Here is a 24,567-nt window from a genome sequence, read left to right as displayed (position 1 = left end):
TATATGCCGGTCCGACCCGTGGGCCGCGACTCAGCCGCGACCGCTGGAGGTTCTCGCCTTCCTCGACACCGAGTCGATCATGACGGCCAGCAGCAGGACGGCTCCGGTGGTCATGAACCGGACCGAGGAGTCGACGTTGATCTGGTTCAGACCCGAGTCGATGGACTGCAGGACGATGATCCCCAGCATCGCGGCGTACGCCGTGCCGCGGCCGCCGAACAGGCTGGCCCCGCCGATCACGGCCGCCGCGATCGCGGTCAGCTCGAGCCCGGTCGTGCCGCTGTTCTGCGAGACGCTGCCGAGCACCCCGGCCGCCATGAGGCCGCCCAGGGCGGCCAGCGACGAGCACAGCACGAACACCGTGACGTAGGTCCGGTCCACCTTGATGCCGGAGCGGCGGGCCGCCTCCTCGTTGCCGCCGACGGCGAACACGTGCCGGCCCCAGCGGGTCTTCCTCAGGACCAGGTCCGTCACGACGACCAGCACCGTGAACAGGGCCCAGACGTTGGGCCAGCCGCGGTCCACGTTGAGGTAGTAGGTGAGGAACACCAGCCCGCCGGCGAGGAGGCCGGCCTTCACCAGCGGCAGGGGCAGCCAGCTGTTCGCGAGCCCGGCCTTGGCACGGCGGGACCGGTTGAGCAGCTCCGCCCCCAGGTAGGCCGCCGCGATAAGCAGCACCAGCAGGTAGGAGAGCCCGGCGGGGACGTAGCCGAACTTCGCGAACTGCACGAGCGAGGAGCTGGCCGGGATCGTGATCGTCCCCTTGTCGCCGAGCACGTAGAAGAGCGCCCCTTGGAACGCCAGCAGCCCGGCGAGGGAGAACACGAAGCTCGGTACGCCGATCCGCGTGCGCAGGAGCCCGAAGAAGAGTCCGATCGTCGCACCGACGGCGATGCCGGCCGCCATACCGACGAGGACCGGCTGGCCGTTGTCGACCACCACGACGGCCATCACCGCGGAGGCGAAGCCGGACAGGGAGCCGACCGACAGGTCGATCTCCCCGAGCAGCAGGACCAGCACGATGCCGAGGGAGATGATCCCGGTCGGCGCCGCGAACCGGGCGATGCTCACCAGGTTGAACGACGACAGGAAGCGCGGCTCGATGGCGTAGAAGACGGTGCAGATGATGATCAGGCCGATGATCACCGGCAGGCTGCCCAGCTCGCCGCCCCTGAGCCGGTGGACGAACTGGCTGGCCACCGCGGAGAAGCTCTGCTGGTTGATCAGCCGCTCGTCCTGGAGGTCGGCCAGCGCCGGGCCGGACTGCTCGGCCGGCGCCTCGGTCGTGGGCGTCTCAGACATTGCCGTCACCGTCCTTGCGGCTCATGCGGGCCGACACCACGTTGTCCGAGGCGCCGGTGATGGCGGCGACCAGCTGCTCGGTGGTGGCGTCCTCGACCCGGAACTCCGCCGCGTTGCGGCCCAGCCGGAGGACGCAGATCCGGTCGGCGACCGCCTGCACGTCGGCCATGTTGTGGCTGACCAGGATCACGCCGAGGCCCTGCTCGCGCAGCCGCTCGACCAGGTTGAGCACCTCGGCGGTCTGGGCGACGCCCAGGGCCGCGGTCGGCTCGTCGAGGAGCACGACCTTGGGCTTGCCCACCAGTGAGCGGGCGATGGCCACCGTCTGCCGCTGCCCGCCGGAGAGGCCGGCGATCGGGATCCGCACCGACGGGATCTTGGCCGAGAGGCTGCGCAGCAGCCGCCAGGCCTCGGTCTCCATCTGGATCTCGTTCAGCAGGTAGGAGCGGTGGTGCTCCTGCCCGAGGAACAGGTTGGCGACCACGTCGAGGTTGTCGCACAGGGCCAGGTCCTGGAAGACGGTGGCGATGCCCAGGTGCTGGGCCTGCCGCGGACCCCCGACGCTGACCTGAGCCCCGTCCAGGGAGATCTGCCCCTGGTCCGGCTGGTAGACGCCGCAGATGATCTTCACGAGCGTGGACTTGCCGGCGCCGTTGTCACCCACGAGGGCGACCACCTCACCCGGGGCCACGTCGAGATGGACGTCGGTGAGCGCCTGGACGGCGCCGAACCTCTTCGTGACCCCGGTCAGGGACAGCACGCTGTCCCTGACCGGCGTCTCGTGCGCGAGCGCTGAACTCATTCCGGCGACCTCACTCGACGCCGGCGGAGGCGCAGGCGTCGGCGTACTCCTTGGTGCAGATGTCCTCCACGGAGTAGAAACCGTCGGCGACGACGGTGTCCATCACGTTGTCCTGCGTGACCACGATCGGGTCGAAGATGAACGACGCGACGCCCTCGAAGTCCTCGGTGCCGGTCACCTCCTCGCCGCGGGCGATCTTCACGGCGACCTCGGCGGCCGTCTCGGCCTCGATCTTGATCGGCTTGTAGATCGTCATGGACTGCTCCCCGGCGACGATCCGCTGGATCGCGGCGAGCTCGGCGTCCTGCCCGGTGACCGGCGGCAGGCTGTCGCGCGCCACGCCGGCACCGGTGAGCGCCGAGATGACGCCGCCGGCCTGGCCGTCGTTGGCCGCGTAGACCCCGTTGATCCGGGACGTGGGGTACTTCGCGAGCTGGTCGGTGGTCCACTGCTGGGCGTTGTCGGGGCTCCAGTCCGGGTTGTCGTACTCGGCCAGGATCGTCAGCCCCGAGGAGTCGAGCACGCTGTGCGCGCCCTCCTTGAACTGGGCCGCGTTCGGGTCGCTGGGTGCGCCGTTGAGCATGAGGACGTCACCCTTGTCGCCGGTCTGCTCGACCAGGGCCTCGGCCTGCATCTTGCCGACGGTGAAGTTGTCGAAGGACATGTAGTAGTCGGCGCCCTCGATGAACCGGTCGTAGGCGATCACGGTCGCGTCGGACTCCTGGGCCGACTGCACCATGCCGCCGGCGCCGTCGCCGTTCACCGGGTCGAGCACGACGACGTCGGCTCCCTTGCCGATGGCCGAGTCGACCTGGCCGTCCTGCTTGGCCTCGTCCTGGTCGGCGTTGAAGTACTCGATGCTGCACTCCTCGCACAGCTCGGCGACCTTCGCCTCGAAGAGGGGGCGGTCGAAGGCCTCGTAGCGCGTGGTCGCCGACTCGGGCAGCAGGAGCGCGATCACGGGGCCGTCGCCGTCGCCCCCGCTCTGCGCCTCGTTGGCGCCGCAGGCGGCGAGGCTACCGACGCTGAACAGGACCGCGGCGCTGCCGAGCGCCACTCGTCGAAAGGCTGTGGACACGGATTCCTCCTGGGGGTCTGGACCGATGCGTGGCGGTCCGGGGTGACAGGACGAGTGTGGTGAGTCACAGGCTTTGCCGTCAAGAGTTGAACGCAAGAAAGTTCGGAACTGGGGTTCGGGCAAGTTAGTCCACATCACTTGACGGCTACGGGCTTCATGGTCGACAGTTCCTCCATGCCCGTCCGACCAGCCGCCACCTCCGCCCCGGGCTCCACGGCGTCGCTGCGCACCGCCAACCAGGCCCGGGTCGTGAACGTGCTGCGAGGCCGCGCCGCCGAGCTCCCCGCGGACGGCACCCCGGTGACCCAGGCCGAGCTGGCCCGCCTGACCGGGCTGGCGCCGGCCACGGTCTCGAACATCGTGCGTCACCTCGCCTCGGCCGGCCTGGTCGACACCGAGCCCGGCAGCGGCCGGCGCGGCACCACGGTGCGCCTGGCCCGGTCGGCCGGACTCGTGGCCGGGATCGACTTCGGGCACCGGCACGTGGCGGTCGCGCTGGGCGACCTCTCGGGCGCCCTGGTGGCCGAGGACCGGCGCCGACTGCATGCCGAGCACGCGTACGACGAGGGGCTGGAGATCGCCGACGGCATGCTCACCGCTCTCCTCGCCGAGCATGGCCACGGAGTGCCGGTGCGCAACATCGGCCTCGGACTGCCGGCGCCGATCAGCGACGACCTGGTCCGGTCCTCGGCGATCCTGCCCGGCTGGGTCGGGGTGAACGCCCGCGAGGTCACCTCCGGCTGGTTCGACCGGCCGGTGCACACCGAGAACGACGCCAACCTGGGAGCGCTCGCCGAGCACCGGCACGGCGTGGCCCGCGGGCACGCCACCTCGGTCTTCCTGAAGATCTCCTCGGGCGTCGGCGCCGGGCTGATCGTGGACAACCGGCTCTTCCGGGGGGCCGACGGCACCGCCGGTGAGATCGGACACCTCACGCTCGACGAGCAGGGTCCGGTCTGCCGGTGCGGCAGCCGCGGCTGCCTGGAGGCCTACGCCTCCATCGGCACCGTCGAGGCCATGCTGGCCAACCAGCTCCCCGATGCCGGCATCGACCGGATCCTGGCCGCGGCCCGGGACGGCAACGTCTCGGCGGTGCGGACCCTGGAGGACGCCGGGCTGCACGTGGGCTGGGGCCTGGCGGCGGTGGTGAACCTGCTCAACCCCGACCTGATCGTGGTGGGCGGCGAGATGGCCCGGGCCGGCGACCTCCTGCTGCACTCGGTGCGGATCGGGATGCGGCGGCACGCCGTCGACGCGGCGGCCTCCACCCCGGTGGTGGCCAGTGAGCTGGGCGAGCGGGCCTCGCTCATCGGGGCCGTGCTGCTGGCCGCGGACCGCACCGAGATCGCCGTCGGCCCCTAGCCGCACCCGGCAGGGACGGGCCTCACTCCCACTCGATGGTGCCCGGCGGCTTGGACGTCACGTCCAGCGTGACCCGGTTGACCTCGGCCACCTCGTTGGTGATCCGGGTCGAGATCCGCTCCAGCACGTCGTAGGGCAGCCGTGCCCAGTCGGCGGTCATCGCGTCCTCGGAGGTGACCGGGCGGATCACCACCGGGTGACCGTAGGTGCGGCCGTCGCCCTGGACGCCGACCGAGCGGACGTCGGCCAGCAGCACCACCGGCATCTGCCAGATGTCGCGGTCCAGGCCGGCGCGGGTGAGCTCCTCGCGGGCGATCGCGTCCGCCTCGCGGAGGATCTCCAGCCGGTCGTGGGTCACCTCGCCGATGATCCGGATGCCGAGCCCGGGGCCGGGGAACGGTTGGCGCCAGACGATGTCGGCCGGCAGCCCGAGCTGCTCCCCCACCAGCCGGACCTCGTCCTTGAAGAGCGTGCGCAGCGGCTCGACCAGCTCGAACTCGAGGTCCTCGGGCAGCCCGCCCACGTTGTGGTGGGACTTGATGTTGGAGGTGCCGGCACCGCCGCCCGACTCGACCACGTCGGGGTAGAGCGTCCCCTGGACCAGGAAGGCGACCTTCACGCCCTCGGCGGCCGCGGCGCCGAGCACCTCGGCCTCGGCGGCCTCGAAGACCCGGATGAACTCGCGGCCGATCACCTTGCGCTTCTCCTCCGGGTCGCTGACCCCGGCCAGAGCGTCGAGGAACCGCTTCTGGGCGTCGACGACGTGCAGGTCCACCCCGGTGGCGGCGACGAAGTCGCGCTCGACCTGCTCGGCCTCGCCCTTGCGGAGCAGGCCGTGGTCGACGAACACGCAGGTGAGCCGGTCCCCGATGGCGCGCTGGACGATCGCGGCGGCCACGGCGGAGTCGACGCCGCCGGACAGGCCGCAGATCGCCCGGCCGTCGTCGCCGATCTGGGCCACGATGCCGGCGATCTGCTCCTCCACGATGTTGACCATCGTCCAGGTCTGCCGGCAGCCGGCGATCTGGTGCAGGAAGTGCTCGAGCACCCGCTGGCCGTGCTCGGTGTGCATCACCTCGGGGTGCCACTGCACCCCGGCCATCCGGGTGTCGAGTCGCTCGAAGGCGGCCACCGGCGTGGTCGCGGTCGCGGCGAGCACCGAGAACCCCTCCGGCGCCCGGGTCACCGAGTCGCCGTGCGACATCCAGACCGTGTGGGCGGCGGGGACGTCGGCCAGCAGCGTCCCGGGATCGGAGACGGTGACCGGGGTCCGGCCGTACTCGCGGGCACCGGTGTGGGCGACCTCGCCGCCCAGTCCGCTGGCCATCAGCTGGAAGCCGTAGCACATGCCGAACACCGGGACGCCCGCGTGGAAGATCGCGGGGTCGATGCCGGGGGCACCGTCGGCGTACACCGAGGACGGACCGCCGGAGAGGATGATCGCCTTCGGCCGCCGGGCGACCAGGTCGGCCACGGGCGTGGTGTGCGGCACGATCTCGGAGTAGACCCTCGCCTCGCGCACCCGTCGGGCGATCAGCTGGGCGTACTGCGCGCCGAAGTCGACGACGAGGACGAGATCGTGCTCCGGGGCGGCTGGCGGCACGGGCGGCGCGGGAGGCATCCGGGGCCTTTCGGGGGCGGGGTACGGCGTTGGCGCAGTCTATCGACGCCCGTCCGCGCGGCCGACCCAGGCCGAGCCCGTCCGGAAATGCATCAGGGCCCGGCCGGGGAGGGAGGGTGGCCGGGCCCTGATCGTCCATGCATCTGCAGGACAGTGCTTGGACACGGGGCCCGGCATGGGAGGGAGCATGATTCGCCGGACCCGACGGCTCAACGACCCCCGGGAGCCCGGGTTACGGCCAGTCACACGAATCCCGGAAGTTTTCTCCGGCCCCTCAACGCACCTCGACGATCGGGAGCCTCAGGGCACCGGGCGCGGACTCGGGCACCACGGGACGCACCGGACGGACCGGCTCGACGCGTCGGTAGTCGGACCCGAGGTCGGGGCGCGGATCCGGCTCGCCCTTGTTGGGCCAGAACGCCATCGCCCGCTCCGCCTGGGCGGTGATCGTCAGTGAGGGGTTGACCCCCAGGTTGGCCGAGATCGCCGACCCGTCGACCACGTGCAGGCCGGGGTGGCCGTACATCCGCTGGTAGGGGTCGACCACGCCGGTCTCCGGCGAGTCCCCGATCGTGCAGCCGCCGATGAAGTGCGCGGTCAGCGGCATGTCGAACGGCTCCCCGATCGAGCCGCCGGGGGTGCCGCCCATGGTGTCGGCCATGCGCCGGACCGCCTCGTTGGCGACCGGGATCCAGGTCGGGTTCGGCGTGCCGTGCCCCTGCTCGGAGGTCATCCGGAACCGGCCGAGGCGCCTCTGCGGGCGGGTCGTGATCGAGTTGTCGAGGGTCTGCATGACCAGGGCGATGACCGTGCGCTCCGACCAGTGCCGGAGGTCGTAGAGGTTCCGCACCTGCGACTTCTGCCGCCACAGCTCGCGGAGCCAGGTCCGCCACCGGGGCCGGTCTCCCCCGCCGTCGGTGAGCACGGTCTGGATCAGCGACATCGCGTTGCTGCCCCGGCCGTAGCGGACCGGCTCGATGTGGGTGTGCTCGTCGGGGTGCCACGACGAGGTGATCGCGATCCCCTCGCTGTAGTCGGTGGAGGTGTCCGGGGCGATCGCGCCGAGGATGGCCTCGGAGTTGGTGCGGGTCAGCACACCGAGCCGGTCGCTGACCCGGGGCAGGTCGCCCTCCAGCTTCAGCCGGTGCAACAGCTTCTGCGTGCCCAGCGCCGCGGCCGAGAAGATGACGTGGTCGGCGGTGAACGTGCGCACCGCCGTACGCCGCGAGAGCTTGGCCTTCGTCCACCGGGCGGTGACCTCGTAGCCTCCTCCCTCGCGCGGGCGGACCCGGGTGACCGTGGTCAGCGGGTGGACGACGGCGCCCGCCTGCTCGGCCAGGTGGAGGTAGTTCTTCACCAGGGTGTTCTTCGCGTTGTGCCGGCACCCGGTCATGCACTCGCCACACGCCCGGCAGGGGTTGCGGTCCGGGCCGGCGCCGCCGAAGTACGGGTCGGCGACCGGCTCCCCGGGCCGGGCGTCGGGGCCGCCGAAGAAGACGCCGACAGGCGTCGGGTGGAAGCTGTCGCCGGCGCCCATGTCGACCGCGACCTTCTCCATGACGTCGTCCGCCGGGGTCCGGAGCGGGTTCTCGACGACGCCGAGCATCCGCTTCGCCTGGTCGTAGTACGGCGCCAGCTCGGCCTTCCAGTCGGTGATGTGCGACCAGGACCGGTCCCGGTAGAAGGCGTCGAGCGGCTCGTAGAGGGTGTTGGCGTAGACCAGCGACCCGCCGCCGACGCCGGCGCCGGCCAGGATCAGGCAGTCGCGGACCATGCCGATGCGCTGGATGCCGTAGAGCCCGGCGTCGGGCAGGTAGAGGAACCGCTTGAGGTCGAACGAGGTGGCCGCGAAGTCGTCGTCCTCGAACCGGGCCCCGGCCTCGAGGACGCCGACCCGGTAGCCCTTCTCGGTGAGCCGGAGCGCGGAGACCGAGCCGCCGAAGCCGGAGCCGATGACGAGGACGTCGTAGTGGGTGCTCACGCCCGGCCCAGCCTGTTCATCAGTCGGGCCGACAGCGACAGCGTCCGGGCGAACCGCTCGTTGGACATCCCTGGCAGCGGGTGGAACCCGTGCCCCCGCTGGGTGCCGACCGACTGGGTCTCGGTGAAGCGGTGGATGCCCTCCTCGCCCTGCCGACGCCCCAGGCCGGACTGCCGCATCCCGCCCATGGGGGCGTCGATGCTGGCGAACGTGGCGCCGTACGCCTCGTTGATGTTGACCGTGCCGCACCTGATCTCGCGGGCGATCGCGCGGGCCCGCCGGCCGTCCTGGCTGTAGATCGCCGCGTTCAGCCCGTAGCTGCCCTCGTTGGCCTTCGCGATCGCCCGGGTCTCGCTGCGGAAGCGCTGGACGGAGATGACCGGGCCGAAGGTCTCCTGCCCGTGGCAGAGCATGTCCTCGGTCACGCCCTCGAGGATCGTCGGCTCGTAGACGTAGCGGCCCAGGTCCGGGCGGGCGCGGCCGCCGGTGAGCACGGTCGCGCCCTTGGCGACGGCGTCCTCGACGTGCGCGGTCACGGTGTCGAGCTGGTCCTGGGAGATCAGCGAGCCCATGTCGATGGCCCAGTCGTGACCGGCCCCGAGCGTCATCGCCTCGGTGCGCGCCACGAACCGCTCGACGAAGCGGTCGTAGATCTCGTCGGCGACCAGCATCCGCTCGGTGGAGACGCAGAGCTGTCCGGCGTTGGAGTACGTCGCCCGGACGGCGCCCTCGGCGGCCCTCTCGATGTCGGCGTCGCGCAGGACGAGGATCGGGTTCTTGCCGCCGAGCTCGAGCGAGCAGCCGATGAGCCGGTCGGCGCAGCCCCGGGCGACCGAGCGACCGGTGGCCGTGGAACCCGTGAAGCAGACGTAATCGGCCTTCTCGACGATCGAGGGGCCGACCCGGGAGCCGGGGCCGGCGACGACCTGCCAGAGGCCTTCCGGGAGGCCGGCCTGCTCGAGGAGTCGGGCGCCGAGCAGGGCGGTGAGCATCGTCTGGGCGTCCGGCTTGATGACCACCGCATTGCCGGCGAGCAGCGCCGGCAGGCCGTCGCACAGCGCCATCGTGAACGGGTAGTTCCACGGGGAGATGATGCCGACGACCCCCTTGGGGACCCGGTTGACGTCGATCCGGGTGGCGCCCGGCAGGACGCCGGACCGGCGCCGGGTGTCGAGGTGCCGGTGCGCGGTCCGTGCGTAGTACCGGGCGGTGAGCGCGACGTGGTACGCCTCGAGGTAGGCGTCCTTGCGGGCCTTGCCGGACTCCCAGACCGCGACGTCGGTGATCTCCTGCTCGTGGTCGAGCACCAGGTCGTGGAGCCGGAGCAGCACCTCGGCCCGCTCGTCGAGGGAGGTGCGGGCCCAGGCCGCCTGCGCCGTCCGGGCGCGGTCGAAGGCCGCGACGACGTCGTCCTCACCCGACTGCGGGACGTCTGCCAGCGGCTCCCCGTTCAGTGGCGAGGTCGAGGCCGTCGTCTGGCCGGAGGTGGCGACCACCCGACCGGTCAGCGAGGCGACGTAGCCGGGCTCCAGCGCGGAGGAGGCGGTCGGGTCGTGCTCGGGGTCGGAGGGGCCGTCGAGGAGGCGACCGGGCGCACCCGAGCGGGTGGTCTGCTGGCTCATGTACCGAGGGTATGTGGCGCAGGTCTCGGAGAACTACCGTTCGGTAACGAATGAGACGCTTTACACACTTCCTCTCGATGTCAAGGGAGGTCCAACGCAGTCACCCTTGTGCTGTCACTCACGCGTGAGTTACTTTGGTCACATCCACAAGGAGGTCGGGGCGTGCCTGACGAGGACACGGTGCGGATCGATGACCAGCTCTGCTTCGCGCTGTACGCCGCCTCCAACGCCGTGGTCCGCGCCTATCGCCCGCTGCTGCACGAGATCGGGCTGACCTATCCGCAGTACCTGACGCTGATGGTGCTGTGGCAGCAGGACGGCCTGGCGGTCAACCAGATCGCCGACCGCCTGCAGCTGCCCGGGAACGCCCTGACGCCGCTGGTCGCCCGTCTCGAGCGCCTCGGCTTCGTCTCGCGGTCGCGGGACGACCTCGACCGACGCATGGTGCATGTCCACCTGACCCGGCAGGGCGCCGACCTCGAGCGGCGGGCCGCGGCAGTCCAGCGGCAGGTGGTGTGCCGGACCGGCCTCGACGAGGTGTCCCTCGTCGCCCTGCGCACACAGCTGCACGACCTCGTCGACGACATGCGCGCGCCCGCCGCATGGCACGGTCCGGACGAAGGAGAGGGAGAAGCATCGTGACGACGACCGACACCCCCGGGGCCACCTCGACCCCCGAGCAGGCCCACATCCCCGACACGCGTCGCCTCGCTGCCGAGGCGGACCCGGCAACAGCCCCCGAGGTGCAGCCGGAGGACGCGACGCTCTACGAGCGCCTCGGCGGCTGCTACGGCATCGCCGGCGCGGTCGACATCCTCGTCGATCGGCTGTTCCAGAACGTGAAGGTGAACGCCAACGACATGGTCCACAAGCATCACGGCAACCCGGCCAATGCCGCCGGCTACAAGTGGCTCGTGACCTCCTGGTCGATCGAGGCCGCCGGCGGTCCGCGGTGCTACATCGGTCACGACATGGACACCGCCCATGAGCACCTGGCCATCGACACAGCGGGATTCGACGCGGTCTCGAAGGAGATCGAGGCCACCCTGGACTTCGTCGGTGTCCCGGACCAGGAACTGCGCGAGTTCATGGAGATCATCGAGAGCTACCGCTCGAAGGTCGTCCAAGCCTGACCCACCCTGCGGAGACCGGGGGTCCGGCACAAGGGTGGTGGGGTCGGACACACCTACCTCATCTCCCGGTCGCTCCTGGCCGCGGCGGCCTTGAGCTTGCGCCAGCCGCCGGCACGATTGTTGGCGATGATCTGGCGCAGCATGGCGGTGAGCGGGGCGACCGGGACCCGGTCACCTTCACGAAAGGCGATCGTGCGCGCCGAGCTGTTCCCATGGCCACCGGTGATGATGCCGTGCGGGTCAGGAACGATCGCCCCGTCGTAGGTGAACAGGTTCACGTGGTCCTTGGCCGCGAGGATCGCGCACACGTTCCCCTCCAGCACGAAATACGGCTGGCCCTTGCGTTTGACGGTCTCCTGCACCTCGGGGTCGGCCGAGTGGATGACGTCCCTCAGGCGGCCGCAGAGGTCGGCTTGCCAGCCCGGAAGGTTCTCCACGTACGCGTCGACTCGCGGATCTGTGCTGTGGCTCATGTCAGGACAGACCGCACCAGTGCGCAGTTCTCATCGACGTTCCGGTCTCAGACCTCTGCGCGCATGACCCAGCGCCACTTGGCGATCCGACGGTCCCGCACGAACCCGAACTGCTCGTACAGCTCCTCCGGGCCGGTGTGCAGGTAGGCGCCGCGTTGCGGCGTGCGGTCGACGGTCTGCTCCGGATAGGCCTCCACCACTCCGCCGCCGGCAGCCCGGATCGCGTCCAGAGCGCCAGCGACGGCCGCACGGGCGACACCACGGCCGCGGTGCCGCCCGCCGGTGAAGATGCACCCGATGCGCCACGTGGGTGGGTCTGGCGCGCCGGCGGCGTACCTGGCTGCGTTCTTGATGTTGGGCAGCTCCGTCGGACTTCCGTACTGGCACCAACCCACGCAGCTGCCGTCCGTGTCGTAGACGAGGATCTGGTGCACGGTGCCTCGATCCACGTGGGCGCGCTTCGCAGCACGATTGCGCTCGGGGGTGGGGTCCGTGCCGAATCCCTCGACATGGAAGCCCATGCACCAGCAGCCACCCCACACCCCGTTGTTGGCCTCCACCAGCGCGGAGAAGTCGTCCCATGTCTCCGGCGACAGCGGCCGGGTCCGATATCCGTCTGACATCGTGCGCTCTCCTCCTTCACGCGCCTGCCGACGTCGGGCCACTGGTCACGGGCGGTCGCCCAGCCGTCGCCGCACGACCCGCCGCCGCAGGGTGGGCGAGGCCACCACCTCGTAGCCGGCCTCGAGGAAGACCTGCAGCAGCCCGACCGACGCCTCGTCCCAGATCACCGACCTGCCCGGTGCCGGCTCGATCGGGTACCCCTCCAGCACGCGGGCGCCGACCTGCTCGCCGTACTCGACGGTGGCGCCGGCGAGCTCGTAGGTCAGCCCCGACCGGCGACTGCCCTTGCGCACCACGAAGCAGGTGACCGACCAGACGCCCTCGAGCTCGGGGTCCATCCGCGTCCACGCCTGCTTCCGGCTCCATAGCCTGGGGTAGTTCTCCCGTGGCTCGACCGCGACCCACCCGGCCGCCTCGCCGTCGACGTACCCGATCAGCCCGGACGTCGGTCCGGTGCTGCCACAGGCGGTCTGCTCCAGCAGCGCGACGTCCCGCTGCTCCTGGGTGGTGTCGCGCCAGATCCAGCCCGGCACCTTCATCGCCTGGCAGCGGCACGTGCGGGCACCGCCCGAGGCGAAGACCGCCTCGACGTCCTCGGTCGATGCCTGGTTGGCCGGGAGCCACGTGAAGTGCGGCATGTCACGACTGTAGTGGCCAGCCGGACGCCAGGACGGCGAACGGGCCCGGGGCACGGAGGCCGCCGGCCGGTCAGGGGCGGGGCGTGGCGATGCGCAGCCGATTGCCGTCCGGGTCGACGAGCTCGCACTCCCGCCCGGCCAGCCCCTCCTCGTCGACGGGGACATCGAACTCACCGGACACCGCGTCGATGTCCCGGACGTAGAGGTGGATCAAGGTGTTCGGCCGGGCATCGCCCTGGTGCTCCGAGAGGTAGAGCCGCACGTCTCCACGCGCCACCGAGACGAACCGCGGAAAGCCGGGCCCGAACTGGTGCTCCCACTCCTGGACGAACGCGAGCCGCCGGTACCAGGCGACCGCCCTCGCCGCGTCCGTGGCACGGAGGACCGGCACCACCTGCTCGTCCATCCGACGACTCTAGCCGGCCCGCGGCCGGCGCACCGTCCCGGCGCGGTCACTCCACCGCGGGGAGGGTCGGGTGCTCGGTGGGATAGATGCCGACCGCGAAGCCGTAGACGTCATGGCCGGACCTCGGCATCCGGTCGAACTCCGCGACCAGCTCGGCCATCCGGTGCCAGAACTCGGAGGCCTGGTCCTCGGAGATGCGCGCGTGCCGGATGAAGCCCCAGAGCCTCCCCTGCTCGAAGGCCTGCCCGGACTCGCGGGCGGCGACCTCGAAGTCGTTGAAGTCGACCGGCATCTCCTCACCGGCGGCCGCCGGCTCCGCCGCCACGTGGAACATGCGCGCGGTGCGCCCGTAGAACCGCTCCTCGATGGCCCGCACCCTCCTCGTCCGCACCACTCGGAGCAGGCCGTTGCGGGCGAGCACGTCCACGTGGTGCGCGACCGTGCTCTTCGGGCGCCCGATCGCGCTCGCCAGCTCGGTGACCGTCGCCGCCCGCTCGTGGAGGAGCTGGAGGATCGTGGTGCGGAGCGGGTGGCCGATGGCCTTGACCTGGGCAGGCCGGGTCAGGGCCATCCGCTCGGCCAGCTCATAGTCCGGGGGGTTGTCCGCCACGACGGATCAGACTAGCATCATGGAATGTTCCATAAGTTTCGATCAATACTCGGGGAAGGTCGCTGACATGGCCGAGGTGCTGCTCTACCACCACATCCAGGGCCTGACCGACGGTGTGCGAGCCTTCGCCGACGACCTGCGGCAGGCCGGGCACACCGTGCACACGCCCGACCTGTTCGACGGCCACACCTTCGACAGCATCGAGGCCGGCTTCGGCTTCGCGCGCGAGAGCGGCCTCGACGCGATCCGCGAGCGCGGCATCGCCGCGGCCGACGACCTCTCCCCCGACCTCGTCTACGTCGGCTTCTCCTTCGGCGTGACGATCGCCCAGGACCTCGCGCAGACACGGCCCGGCGCCCGAGGGGCGCTGCTGATGTACTCCTGCCTCCCGGTCACGGAGTTCGGCGACGCCTGGCCGACGGGGGTGCCGGTGCAGATCCACGGCAAGGACGGGGACGAGTTCTTCGACGAGGACCTGCCCGCCGCACGCGAGCTCGCCGAGTCCACCGCGGCCGCCGAGCTGTTCGTCTACCCCGGCGACCAGCACCTCTTCGCCGACTCCTCGCTCCCGGCCTACGACCCCCAGGCGGCCGCGCTGCTCAGGGACCGGGTGCGGGCCTTCCTCGCCTCCGTCTGAGTGACCCGGCGCCGCGGTGGGGCCGGGTCGGCGCAGGCTGGGAGCCAGCCGTACGCCGACCCGGGACAGGTCGCCGCCTCAGCCGAGGTTCCCCTTCGGCCGGAGCACGAACAGGCCGCGCTCCGACGTGCTCACCGCGACCGAGCGTGAGTCGTAGTAGGGGTAGTTGCTCCACGTGCCACCGTCGAACGACGTGCTGTCGTTCTCCGGGTACGTGTCGAAGTAGCCGAGCTCGGGGAGAGCGCCGGCGCCCACCTTGGTGGAGTCGAAGATCCGCAGGCCGCTGGTGTAGTTCGACGCGTAGACCCGCTTCCCCTCGGTGTACTGGTTGTGGCCGATGGACGGGTTGCCGTTGTCCGTCGTCGCCGACACCGAGATGTCGTCCAGGTCGCGCACGTCGAAGATCCGCGTCGTCGTGCTGACGCCGTGGAACAGCTCGTCGAGCTCGTCGTTGTGCAGGAAGTACTTCTGGTCCGGCGTCAGCCAACCCTGGTGGCTGTAGCCGTCCGTGTCGTACTCGAAGCTGCTGAGACTGACCGGATCCGACTTGTCGGTCACGTCCGTGACCGTCACCGTGTTGATGATCCCCTCGGGAGTGAAGTCGTTGAACGTCGCCGCCGAGTTGACGCAGATCTCCTTGCCCCGGTGGGCGACATCCGGACCGTCGTACACCACGCACTGGGTGTCGTGGATGTAGCCGTCGCCGGCCCAGCAGCCGGCGAAGACCGGAGCGGCCGGGTCGCTCAGATCGACCATGTGCAGCCCGCCCTCACAGGCGGCGTCGCCGCGCTCGTCGGGGTGCGCGCCGACGACGTAGGCGAAGCCGGTGTCCTCGTTGATGTTCAGGTTGTGGCTGCCGCCGATGCCCTGGTAGTCGAAGTCCTCGGTGAACGTGACCGGGTCGCCGGTGACGCCGCGCAGCCGGGTGAGGTCGAAGACCTGCATCCCGTGCCCGGGGTCCTCGGAGACGACGTAGGCGTGGTTCGCGTAGACCTTGATGTCGCGCCAGATGAAGGCGCCGGTGGTGTGCGTCGGCAGGATGCCGACCACGTCGGGGCGCTTGGCGTCGGTGATGTCGACGAACACCGTGCCCTCGGCGCCTCCCATGAGGGCGTACTCCTTGCCCGTGGCGGGGTCGACCCAACCCCACAGGTCGTTGCCGAAGGTGAGTCCGAGGTCGGCGAGCGACAGGTGACTCATCATGTCGACCTTCTTGCAGGGATACGTCTCGGCCGCCATCCCGTTGACGCACGGGGCGAAGCCCTTCGGGGCGTTGCTGTCCGGTTGGGCGTTCGACGCCTTGACGCCCAGGAACTCCCGGTGCTGCATCTCCAAGGAGGGCGGGGCGACGAAACCCTTGCCGTCGTCGTGGGCGAAGGCCGCACCACTCGCCAGGACCAGCGAGAGGGAGGCGACAAGCGCCACGAGGAATCGTGGTTTCATGTCTGACCTTTCGTCGGGGCGAGCCGCACGTGCGGTCCCGCTCGAGAAAGGTGCCGTCGGCGGTGACCAGCGCTCGCCATCGGTTCCCTTCAACCTAGGCCGCCCGGCCGGCGGTGTGAACCCCGTCACATCGACTTCTCCACGTGGCGTGCGCGGCGTCCGGACCGGCAGCCAGGTCGACTTATCAGGCGTTCACCTCCGTCCGCGGCCGGATCACTCGCCGACGGACGGGGGCCAGCGATGGGCACGCCAGTCGTCCCATGTGGCGAATCCCTCCGGCGGGTCGTCGATCGGCTCGCTGCCGTCGAGCTCCCCGGGCGTCGGGACGGTGATGGTCCCGGCCCACGTGGCGAGCTCCTCGTCGGACATCTGCCACGTCGTGTGCGGTGCCTCCGCCTGGCGCCGCTCCAGCCGTCTGCGTTGCTCGGCCGGCGTGAGCTCGAAGTAGCGCAGCTCCACCGCCGCTCCGAGGTCGGCCGCGGCCCGCCGCAGAGCGGTGCGCTCGTCGCGGCCCCAGAGCCCGAAGTCGATGACGACGTCCACCCCGAGCCCGAGAGCTCGCAGACCAATCTCGATGAGCCTGCCCTCGATGACATCGGAGGCCGACGGCGGGTTCTCGGCCCCGTAGAGGGCCTTCATCCACTCATCCTTCGTCAGGCGGAGCGCGCCGTGCTCGGCCTCGATGCTCCGGGCACCCGTGGTCTTGCCGGTTCCCGGGAGTCCCACGGTCAGGAACAGCGTCGGTCGCCTCATCGGCACGCCCCACCGAGCGATCGGCACGTCATCGACGGGCGCCCCGTGGCGCGTAGAAGTGCTGGTAGTCCGGCTCGGCCCAGCGCCCACCCCACTGCCAGCCGACGGCAGCGAATGCCCGGGTCACCGGGTCACCCGCGTGGATCACACCCCACCCAGGGTCCGCGGTCTCGGATCGCCCGGCCCCGGCGAACCGGCGACCGGCCGGCGGGGCGACCGGCGCGCCGTCGCGCAGGTACGGGTTCTGGACGGGGTTGATGTCGATCGCGAGGCCGTAGGCGTGGTCGGACCAGCGCCGCGTCCCGGCGACGCGACGACAGTTGTAGGCGGAGGTGTTGTTGGCGGCCATCGACCGGGCGTCCCTGCCGCCGTACTCGCTCACGAGCCGCATCCGGCGGATCGGGTAGCCGGCTCGGAACAGCGTCCGGAACACGTCGACGACGGCCTTCGCCTGCCTCGCCGCCACCACCAGCTCGCCGGTCTGGACCCGGCCGTCGAACCCGACGTGGCTCACCCGGAGGTGGCGCAGGTCCTCGTGGTCGAGGGGGCACCGAGCACCGTGGGAGGAGCGCATCCGCTGCCTCAGAGCCGGGCCGATCCGGCGGATCGACGACTCGAAGCGGGCCGCCTCCTGTCCGGGCGCGGCGGCGACCTCGGCGCAGGTGCGGCTCGCTCGGTGCTGGGCCCGGGCGCGGCGGGCGGCGGCCCCGGTGAGGCGCTCGGGCGTCCCGTCCGGCCGGATCAGCGCCGGGACCCACCGGTCCTGGACGACCCGGCCGTCCACGACCCGGAGCCTCAGCACCCCCGTCCGGGGGGCGCGGTCGTGGTACCAGACGAAGTTGCCCAGCCCGTAGTTGACGTAGCTGCCGCCCGGCAGCCACCCGGAGCCCAGCAGCCGGTGCGCGTGACTGCCGACGATCACGTCGGCCCCCGCCCGGGTCAGCGCCCTCGCCATCGTCCGCTGCAGAGGCGTCGGGCAGGCGTCGTACTCGCGGCCCCAGTGGAGGTGGACGACCACCACGTCGGCGGTCCGTGCGAGCCGCCGCACCTGGTTCAGCAGCACCCGCGGGCGCGGTCTGCGGGCGGCGGCGGTCCCGGGCTCGTGGTCGGTGGCCCCCCACAGCGTGCTGGCACCCTCACGGGTGGACGCGTCGGCCGCGACGACGGCGATCTCGGTGCCGCGGACGGTGGTCCGGTACGGCGCGAAGGCCTCCCGCCGGTTCCGGCCGATCCCGATCACGGCGACCGGGCTGCCGGACTCGGCGCGCAGGGTGTCCCGGACCCCGCGGAGCCCGTAGTCGGCGCCGTGGTTGTTGGCCATCGAGACGGCGTCCACTCCGGCGGCCGCCAGCAGGTCCAGCGCGGCGGGTGAGGTGCGGAAGTGGTAGCGCTCCTTCGGCACCTCGAGCCCCTTGCGCGCAGGGCTGCCGCGGGTGGTCACCGCCGACTCCAGGTTCACCACCGTGACGTCGGCTCCGGCCAGCACCCGGTCGATCGGACCGAGACCTGCCCCGGGGTCGGCCAGGAGCCGGGCCAGGTGAAGCTCGAAGTGCACGTCGCCGGCGAAGGCCAGGGTGACGGCTCCACCGGCGGGCGGCGGCTGGTCCGAGGCTCCGGTCAGCACCGCGGGCGCCCCTGCCACTCCGGCGCCGGGCGGGCCGGAGGAGCCGGCGCAGGCGGCCCCCGCCAGCGCGGCACACAGCGCCACGCCTGCCGTCGCCCTCCTGGTCTGCAGCACAGCCGGCCTCCCCGATCGCCCGCCCCCTCAAGGCTAGTCCCTGACCCCGCCCGAGGGCGTGGTGAGCGGCGGGCGTCCCCTCGCGGGGCTGAGCCGCCGCGGCCCGGACCAGACCGGGCCTGACCGGGCCTGACCGGGCTCAGACGATGTCGGCCGCCCGCACCCGAGCCTCGTCGGCCTCCTGGTCGGTGAGCTTCTCCTGGCTCTGCCGCTCGGCCTCGACCCGACGCAGGTAGTGGTCGACCTCCTCGGCCGTGCGTCGCTCGTCCCAGCCGAGGACCCCCGCCATCAGCGCTGCGGCCGGGCCGGCCGCGGCGCAGCCCCGGTCGAAGGTCTCGATCGAGATCCGGGTCCGCCGGGTGAGCACGTCGTCGAGGTGCCGCGCCCCCTCGTGGCTGACGGCGTAGACGACCTCGGCCGCCAGGTAGTCCTCACAGCCGGTCAGCGGCTGACCGAGCTCGGGACGGTCCGCGATCAGCGCCAGCACCTCGTCGACCAGGTCGCCGTACCGGCCCAAGAGGTGGTCGATGCGGGCCACGTGCAGGCCACTGCGCCGCGCCAGCGCCACCCGCTGGTTGCCCCGGGCCTCGAAGCCCTCGGCGCCCACCAGCGGCACCCGGTCGGTGATGCACTCGCGCACCGCGCCCCCCGTGGTGGACAGCGAGTGCGCGGCGGCGTCGATCGCGTCCTTCGCCATCACCCGGTACGTCGTGAGCTTGCCGCCGGCGATCAGGACCAGGCCGGGCACCGGCGTGACCACGGTGTGCTCGCGGCTGATCCGGCTGGTGGGCTCGGACTCCCCGGTCAGCAGGGGGCGGAGCCCGGCGTACACGCCCTCCACGTCGTCGTGGTCGAGCGGCTCCCGGAGGATCGCGTTGACGTTGTCGAGGACGTACTCGATGTCGCGGCGGCTGGCCGCGGGGTGGGCCTTGTCGAGGTCCCAGGGGGTGTCGGTGGTGCCGATGATCCAGTGCCGACCCCACGGGATGACGAAGAGCACCGAGGTGGCGGTCCGGGTGATGAAGCCGGCCTCGGAGCGGATCCGGTCGCGCGGGACGACCAGGTGGATGCCCTTGCTGGCTTGGACGTTGAGTGCACCGCGGCCGCCGACGAGCTCCTGGATCTCGTCGGTCCACACCCCGGCGGCGTTGATCACCACCCGGGCACGGACCTCGATCTCCCGACCGTCCTCGAGGTCGCGGACCCGGGCGCCCACGACGCGCTCGCCCTCACGCAGGAAGCCGACCACCTTCGTGCGGGTCGTGACGTGGGCCCCGTGACTGCGCGCGGTCCGGGCGATCGTGGCCACCAGTCGGGCGTCGTCGACCGAGCAGTCGTAGTAGCGGATCGCACCGGTGAGCTCGTCGGTGCGCAGGTCCGGCGCCATCCTGGCCACCTGCCGGCGGAACAGGTGCCGGTGCTTCGGCACCCCCATGTCGTAGGTCCCGGCCATGGCCATGGCGTCGTACAGCGCCAGCCCGGCACCGACGTAGGGGCGCTCCCAGGTGTGGTGCAGCGGGTAGAGGAACGGCACCGGGCGGACGAGGTGCGGGGCGAGCCGGGTGAACAGCAGCCCCCGCTCCTGGAGGGCCTCCCGGACCAGGCCGAAGTCGAGCATCTCGAGGTAGCGCAGGCCACCGTGGACGAGCTTGCTGCTGCGGCTGCTGGTGCCACTGGCCAGGTCACGCTGCTCCACCAGGGCCGTGCTCAGGCCCCGCGTGACCGCGTCCAGTGCGGTGCCGGCGCCCACGATGCCGCCGCCGACGACCAGCACGTCGAGGTCCGCGTCACCGCCCGAGGTGGCGGCCAGGGCCGCGAGGGCGTCGGTGCGGGCATCCGGGCCGAGTGCGCTGGACGGGCTCATGGCTCCAGTGTGTCAGCGCCGCTGCGGACGGTCAGCCCGTGGCTGCTTGATGGCCGGTCAGCAGCGCAGGACCCGACCCAGGTCGGCAGTGCGGTCGGCGAGCATCGGGTGCGCGGCCCGGGTGGCCTCGACGACGGCGGGGTCGATGTCGGCGACGACGACGCCCTCCTCGTCCCCGAGCCTGCCGAGCGGCCGTCCCTCCGGGTCGTGGACCGCGGACCCGCCGCTGAAGTCGCCCGATCCGCAGCGGCCGGTGAGCCCGGCGAGGACGGCGTACATGCCGTTGTCGAGGGCCCGGGCGGCGGTGTAGAGGTCGCGCCGGTGCTCCGCGCCCCGGAAGAAGGCCGCCGGGTTGAGGTAGGCGTGGGCACCTGCGTCCGCGGCGGCCCGCGCGTGCTCGGGGAACGAGCCGTCGTAGCAGATGCTCAGCCCGAGGACGACGCCGTCGACGCTCAGCGTGGCCCCGTGGTCGCCGCGGTCGAAGAAGTCGGTCTCGTCCGGGCCGGAGAGGTGCTGCTTGTCGTACGGCGCGGTCACGGTGCCGTCGGGCGTCACCAGCAGCAGCGACAAAGTCCGCACCGGCCCCCGAGCCAGCGGCGTACCGACCAGCAGCCAGGCCCGACGGGTCAGCGCCACCTCGCGCAGCGGGTCGAGCCAGGCGCCCTCGAGGTCGTCGGCCGCCGGCAGCGGGCCACCGAACGCGGCCCGGTCGTAGCCGGTGAGGAACGCCTCGGGCAGCAGCACCACCCGGGCGCCCCGGTCGGTCGCCCGGCCGGCCATCCGCGCGGCGGTGGCGACGTTCGCGACCAGGTCGCCACTGACGGAGACGGCCTGGGCCGCCGCCACCCGGAGCACCCCGGGCGAGGTCACTCGACGACGACCTCGACCCGCTGGAACTCCTTCAGGTCGGTGTAGCCGGTGGTCGCCAGCGACCGGCGCAGGGCACCGATCAGGTTCATCGTGCCGTCGGCGACCCGCGAGGGACCGAAGAGGATCTCCTCCAGCGTGCCGACCGAGCCGAACTCGACGCGCTCGCCACGGGGCAGGTCGGCGTGGTGCGCCTCGGCGCCCCAGTGGAAACCGTGACCGGGCGCGTCGCTGGCGCGCGCGAACGGCGAGCCGACCATGACCGCGTCCGCGCCGCACGCGACGGCCTTGGCGATGTCGCCGGACCGGCCGATGGAGCCGTCCGCGATCACGTGCACGTAGCGGCCGCCCGACTCGTCGAGGTAGTCGCGCCTGGCCGCGGCCACGTCCGCGACGGCGGAGGCCATCGGCACCGCCACCCCGAGCACCGTGCGGGTGGTGTGCGCCGCTCCCCCGCCGAAGCCGACCAGCACACCCGCGGCGCCGGTGCGCATCAGGTGCAGGGCGGCCTGGTACGTCGCGCAGCCGCCGACGACGACCGGCACGTCGAGCTCGTAGATGAACTCCTTGAGGTTCAGCGGCTCGGCCTGGGAGGAGACGTGCTCCGCGGAGACCGTGGTCCCCCGGATCACGAACATGTCGACGCCGGCGTCGACGACGACCTTGGCGAACTCCTTCGTGCGCTGCGGGGAGAGGGAGCCGGCGACGGTGACCCCGGCGGCGCGGACCTCCTCGAGCCGCGCCGAGATGAGCTCGGCCTGCACCGGGGCCTCGTAGATCTCCTGCATCCGGCGGGTCGCCTGGACCCCGCGCAGCTCCGAGACCTCCTCCAGCAGCGGAAGCGGGTCCTGGTAGCGGGTCCACAAGCCCTCGAGGTTGAGCACGCCCAGGCCGCCGAGCCTGCCGAACGCGATGGCCGTCGACGGCGACATCACCGAGTCCATCGGCGCCGCCAGCACCGGCAGCTCGAAGCGGTAGGCGTCGATCTGCCAGGCGACGCTCACCTCCTCCGGGTCGCGCGTGCGCCGGGAGGGCACGATCGCGACATCGTCGAAGGAGTAGGCGCGGCGGGCGCGCTTGGCACGGCCGATCTCGATCTCGGTCATCTCATCGCCCTGCGTAGTTGGGGGCCTCGACGGTCATCTGGATGTCGTGCGGGTGGCTCTCCTTGAGCGAGGCGGAGGTGATCCGGACGAACCGACCCCTCTCCTGCAGCTCCGGGACGGTGCGGGCGCCGATGTAGAACATCGACTGGGTGAGGCCACCGACCAGCTGGTGCGCGACCGCGGCGAGGGGACCGCGGTAGGCGACCTGGCCCTCGATCCCCTCAGGGACGATCTTGTCGTCGCTGGACACCTCGGCCTGGAAGTAGCGGTCCTTGGAGTAGGACTTCTTGCCGCGGCTCGACATCGCGCCGAGCGAGCCCATGCCGCGGTAGGCCTTGTACTGCTTGCCGTTGACGAAGACCAGCTCCCCGGGGGACTCCTCGCACCCGGCGAGCAGCGAGCCGACCATGACCGACTCCGCGCCGGCCACGATCGCCTTGGCGATGTCACCGGAGTGCTGCAGCCCGCCGTCGGCGATCACCGGGACGCCCGCCGGCCGGCACGCCAGGGAGGCCTCGTGGACGGCCGTGATCTGGGGTACGCCGCAGCCGGTGACCACGCGCGTCGTACAGATCGAGCCGGGGCCGAAGCCGACCTTGACCGCGTCGGCACCGGCGTCGACGAACGCCTGGGCGCCCTCGCGGGTGGCGACGTTGCCGCCGATGACCTGCACGTGCCGGGTGGCGGGATCGGTCTTCAGCCGGTGCACCATCTCCAGCAGCAGCCGGACGTGGCCGTGCGCGGTGTCCGCCACGATCACGTCGACGCCGGCCTCGACCAGCGTGGTGGCCCGCTCCCAGGCGTCGCCGAAGTAGCCGACGGCGGCGCCGACCATCAGCCGCCCGTCCGCGTCCTGGGAGGTGTGCGGGTACTGCTCGTTCTTGACGAAGTCCTTGACCGTGATCAGCCCCGCGAGCCGACCCCGGTCGTCGACCAGCGGGAGCCGCTCGCGCTTGTGCTTGCGCAGCAGCAGCGTGGCCTCATCGCGGGAGATGCCCACGTGCCCGGTGACCAGGGGCATCGGCGTCATCATCTCGTCGACCTTGGTGGTCGCCCACTCCGCGACCGGGGTGAACCGCAGGTCGCGGTTGGTGATGATGCCCAGCAGCCGGGACTCGCCGTCGACGACCGGGAGACCGGAGACGCGGTACTGGCCGCAGATCTGGTCGAGCTCCTCCAGGGTCGCGTCCGGCCCGATCGTCACCGGGTTGGAGATGATGCCGGTCTGGGTCCGCTTGACCAGGTCGACCTGGTAGGCCTGGTCGGTGAGCGAGAGGTTGCGGTGCAGGACGCCGAGGCCGCCCTCCCGGGCCATGGCGATCGCCATGCGGGACTCGGTGACGGTGTCCATCGCGGCACTGACCAGCGGGACCTTCAGCGAGATCTCCCGCGTCAGGCGCGAGGTCGGGTCGATCTCCGACGGTGCCAGGTCCGACTCGCCCGGCAGCAGCAGCACGTCGTCGTAGGTCAGGCCGAGGGCGGCGAACTTGTCTGGTAGCTCCACCCTCCCATCCTATCGACGGCCGTCCCCCGCGGCGGCGCCCCTCCGGGTCACACCCGCAACGGCTTGAGCTCGTGGACCGGGATCCGCACCACCAGCCGGTCGGCGGCCATCCGGATCCGGCTGCGCAGGCCCGCCGCCAGGACCATCGGGAGCACTGCCTGGTTGCCGGCATCGGTGGTCAGCACGATCTCCGCGCCGCCGAGGCCGCTGGCCAGCCGGGCGACGTCGGTGAGCAGCCGGGTGCCGATGCCGCGGCGCTGCCAGACCGGGTCGACACGCAGCGTGACCTCGTGCACGCCGGGCTCCGCGGTGCCGGCTCGGAGCTCGGCCCGGCCCACGACCCTGCCCCCGGCGACCGCGGACACCGACGACCCCTCGACGACGTAGTCCGGCACGGCCCCGGCACCCGCCCGGCCTGCCGCCGGCTCCCGGAGTACGCCGTCGCGAGCCCGCGCCAGCACGTCCGTCACCAGCTCGGCCAGGGCCGCACCCCGTGCGTGCTCGGTCGCCGTGAAGGGCGCGGCCCGGCGCAGCTGCACGAGGACGTCGTCCACGCGCAGCTCCATCGAGTCCTGCCCGTCGTCGGACGCCACGGCGCGGTCCGGCTCTCCGTCGAGGAGCCGCGCGACGACCTCGGGGAACCCCGCCGGTTCCGCGAGGATCCTGCGGGCCGCCTGGACGTAGCGGGTGGGCTGGTCGGCCAGCGCCCCCTCGGTGCACGGCACCGCACGCACACCTCGCCCCCCGGAGCCCTCCACCAGCAGCACCAGCTCACGCTCACCCCACCCCGTCGGCACCTGCAGCACCAGCTCGTCGGTCACCGCCTCCACGCCCGGGAAGACCTGCAGGCCGAGGATGTTGACCCCGGCCGCGCCGCAGTGGCCGGCCAGCACCGCCAGCGCCCCCGGCCGGTCCGGCAACGTCGTCCGCACCCTCCACAACATCCGACTCCCCCTCGCCAGGGCCCGCACCGGGCCCGCTCGTCGCGTCCTGAAGGATCCTG

23 protein-coding genes are annotated in these 24,567 nt (G+C 71.8%); 4 read left to right on the top strand and 19 right to left on the bottom strand.

The window, feature by feature from the left end; genetic code table 11:
- Positions 1 to 30: 30 nt before the first annotated feature.
- The 3 genes from IE331_RS02975 to IE331_RS02965 are packed head-to-tail and all read right to left on the bottom strand — an operon-like array spanning position 31 to position 3,182.
- A complete protein-coding gene (locus tag IE331_RS02975; RefSeq protein ID WP_192140335.1) occupies positions 31 to 1,302 on the bottom strand; it encodes a sugar ABC transporter permease in 1,272 nt (423 codons plus the stop codon).
- Positions 1,295 to 2,104, bottom strand: coding sequence for an ATP-binding cassette domain-containing protein (locus IE331_RS02970; RefSeq protein WP_192140333.1), 810 nt, complete (start codon positions 2,102 to 2,104; stop codon positions 1,295 to 1,297). Before IE331_RS02970 ends, IE331_RS02975 begins: the two co-directional genes overlap by 8 nt.
- A 10-nt stretch (positions 2,105 to 2,114) precedes the next feature.
- Positions 2,115 to 3,182, bottom strand: coding sequence for a sugar ABC transporter substrate-binding protein (locus IE331_RS02965; protein WP_201930960.1), 1,068 nt, complete (start codon positions 3,180 to 3,182; stop codon positions 2,115 to 2,117).
- Between the two features lie 174 nt (positions 3,183 to 3,356).
- Here IE331_RS02965 and IE331_RS02960 point away from each other — a divergent pair, with 174 nt between their 5' ends.
- Entirely contained in the window at positions 3,357 to 4,544 is a 1,188-nt protein-coding gene (locus IE331_RS02960; RefSeq protein WP_192140329.1) for an ROK family transcriptional regulator, read from the top strand.
- A gap of 22 nt (positions 4,545 to 4,566) precedes the next feature.
- Here IE331_RS02960 and guaA read toward each other — a convergent pair whose 3' ends face one another.
- From guaA to IE331_RS02945, 3 genes are all read right to left on the bottom strand, one after another.
- Positions 4,567 to 6,147: a glutamine-hydrolyzing GMP synthase gene (gene guaA / locus IE331_RS02955; RefSeq protein ID WP_318646755.1), complete on the bottom strand. Its 1,581-nt coding sequence runs from the start codon at positions 6,145 to 6,147 to the stop codon at positions 4,567 to 4,569.
- Positions 6,148 to 6,439: 292 nt separating this feature from the next.
- The gene (locus IE331_RS02950; RefSeq protein WP_192140326.1) at positions 6,440 to 8,146 is read right to left on the bottom strand and encodes a GMC oxidoreductase; all 1,707 of its coding nucleotides are present in this window, start codon (positions 8,144 to 8,146) and stop codon (positions 6,440 to 6,442) included.
- Positions 8,143 to 9,768 carry a succinic semialdehyde dehydrogenase gene (locus IE331_RS02945; RefSeq protein WP_192140325.1) on the bottom strand — a complete coding sequence of 542 codons (1,626 nt, stop codon included), beginning with the start codon at positions 9,766 to 9,768 and terminating at the stop codon, positions 8,143 to 8,145. The genes IE331_RS02950 and IE331_RS02945 overlap by 4 nt, the downstream gene beginning before the upstream one ends.
- A gap of 162 nt (positions 9,769 to 9,930) precedes the next feature.
- Between IE331_RS02945 and IE331_RS02940 the strand changes: the two genes are divergently transcribed.
- Both IE331_RS02940 and IE331_RS02935 read left to right on the top strand, forming a co-directional pair.
- Entirely contained in the window at positions 9,931 to 10,410 is a 480-nt protein-coding gene (locus IE331_RS02940) for a MarR family winged helix-turn-helix transcriptional regulator (protein ID WP_192140323.1), read from the top strand.
- A complete protein-coding gene (locus IE331_RS02935; protein ID WP_201930957.1) occupies positions 10,407 to 10,901 on the top strand; it encodes a group I truncated hemoglobin in 495 nt (164 codons plus the stop codon). Before IE331_RS02940 ends, IE331_RS02935 begins: the two co-directional genes overlap by 4 nt.
- A 53-nt stretch (positions 10,902 to 10,954) precedes the next feature.
- Here the strand turns inward: IE331_RS02935 and IE331_RS02930 are convergent, their stop codons facing one another.
- The 5 genes from IE331_RS02930 to IE331_RS02910 form a co-directional block, all read right to left on the bottom strand.
- Positions 10,955 to 11,374 carry a DUF1801 domain-containing protein gene (locus IE331_RS02930; RefSeq protein ID WP_192140319.1) on the bottom strand — a complete coding sequence of 140 codons (420 nt, stop codon included), beginning with the start codon at positions 11,372 to 11,374 and terminating at the stop codon, positions 10,955 to 10,957.
- Positions 11,375 to 11,421: 47 nt separating this feature from the next.
- Positions 11,422 to 11,997, bottom strand: a complete 576-nt coding sequence (locus IE331_RS02925; RefSeq protein ID WP_192140317.1) for a GNAT family N-acetyltransferase — start codon at positions 11,995 to 11,997, stop codon at positions 11,422 to 11,424.
- A gap of 45 nt (positions 11,998 to 12,042) precedes the next feature.
- A complete protein-coding gene (locus IE331_RS02920) occupies positions 12,043 to 12,636 on the bottom strand; it encodes a GNAT family N-acetyltransferase (RefSeq protein ID WP_192140315.1) in 594 nt (197 codons plus the stop codon).
- A 70-nt stretch (positions 12,637 to 12,706) separates the two neighbouring features.
- Positions 12,707 to 13,042: a glyoxalase superfamily protein gene (locus tag IE331_RS02915; RefSeq protein ID WP_192140313.1), complete on the bottom strand. Its 336-nt coding sequence runs from the start codon at positions 13,040 to 13,042 to the stop codon at positions 12,707 to 12,709.
- Between the two features lie 46 nt (positions 13,043 to 13,088).
- Positions 13,089 to 13,652, bottom strand: coding sequence for an ArsR/SmtB family transcription factor (locus tag IE331_RS02910; RefSeq protein WP_201930955.1), 564 nt, complete (start codon positions 13,650 to 13,652; stop codon positions 13,089 to 13,091).
- A gap of 67 nt (positions 13,653 to 13,719) precedes the next feature.
- Here IE331_RS02910 and IE331_RS02905 point away from each other — a divergent pair, with 67 nt between their 5' ends.
- Positions 13,720 to 14,289, top strand: coding sequence for a dienelactone hydrolase family protein (locus IE331_RS02905; RefSeq protein WP_192140311.1), 570 nt, complete (start codon positions 13,720 to 13,722; stop codon positions 14,287 to 14,289).
- Between the two features lie 78 nt (positions 14,290 to 14,367).
- Here IE331_RS02905 and IE331_RS02900 read toward each other — a convergent pair whose 3' ends face one another.
- From IE331_RS02900 to IE331_RS02865, 8 genes are all read right to left on the bottom strand, one after another.
- Complete coding sequence (locus IE331_RS02900; protein ID WP_192140309.1) at positions 14,368 to 15,732, bottom strand: choice-of-anchor B family protein; 1,365 nt, start codon at positions 15,730 to 15,732, stop codon at positions 14,368 to 14,370.
- Between the two features lie 213 nt (positions 15,733 to 15,945).
- Positions 15,946 to 16,485, bottom strand: a complete 540-nt coding sequence (locus IE331_RS02895; protein WP_192140307.1) for an AAA family ATPase — start codon at positions 16,483 to 16,485, stop codon at positions 15,946 to 15,948.
- Positions 16,486 to 16,513: 28 nt separating this feature from the next.
- A complete protein-coding gene (locus IE331_RS02890) occupies positions 16,514 to 18,223 on the bottom strand; it encodes a CapA family protein (protein WP_192140305.1) in 1,710 nt (569 codons plus the stop codon).
- A gap of 139 nt (positions 18,224 to 18,362) precedes the next feature.
- Entirely contained in the window at positions 18,363 to 20,087 is a 1,725-nt protein-coding gene (locus tag IE331_RS02885; protein WP_192140303.1) for a glycerol-3-phosphate dehydrogenase/oxidase, read from the bottom strand.
- Between the two features lie 57 nt (positions 20,088 to 20,144).
- Complete coding sequence (locus IE331_RS02880) at positions 20,145 to 20,957, bottom strand: carbon-nitrogen hydrolase family protein (protein WP_192140301.1); 813 nt, start codon at positions 20,955 to 20,957, stop codon at positions 20,145 to 20,147.
- A complete protein-coding gene (locus IE331_RS02875) occupies positions 20,954 to 22,060 on the bottom strand; it encodes a GuaB3 family IMP dehydrogenase-related protein (protein ID WP_192140299.1) in 1,107 nt (368 codons plus the stop codon). Before IE331_RS02875 ends, IE331_RS02880 begins: the two co-directional genes overlap by 4 nt.
- A gap of 1 nt (position 22,061) precedes the next feature.
- On the bottom strand, positions 22,062 to 23,564 hold the full coding sequence (gene guaB / locus IE331_RS02870; protein WP_192140297.1) for an IMP dehydrogenase: 1,503 nt from the start codon (positions 23,562 to 23,564) through the stop codon (positions 22,062 to 22,064).
- A 47-nt stretch (positions 23,565 to 23,611) separates the two neighbouring features.
- Complete coding sequence (locus IE331_RS02865) at positions 23,612 to 24,496, bottom strand: GNAT family N-acetyltransferase (RefSeq protein WP_201930953.1); 885 nt, start codon at positions 24,494 to 24,496, stop codon at positions 23,612 to 23,614.
- Between the last annotated feature and the right edge of the window lie 71 nt (positions 24,497 to 24,567).

It is taken from the genome of Nocardioides donggukensis (genome assembly GCF_014842875.1).
In the GTDB taxonomy this organism is placed as follows: Bacteria; Actinomycetota; Actinomycetes; order Propionibacteriales; family Nocardioidaceae; genus Nocardioides; species Nocardioides donggukensis.
The sequence above is the reverse complement of the archived record's forward strand: the minus strand, read 5'-3'. Positions and strand labels throughout refer to the sequence as shown.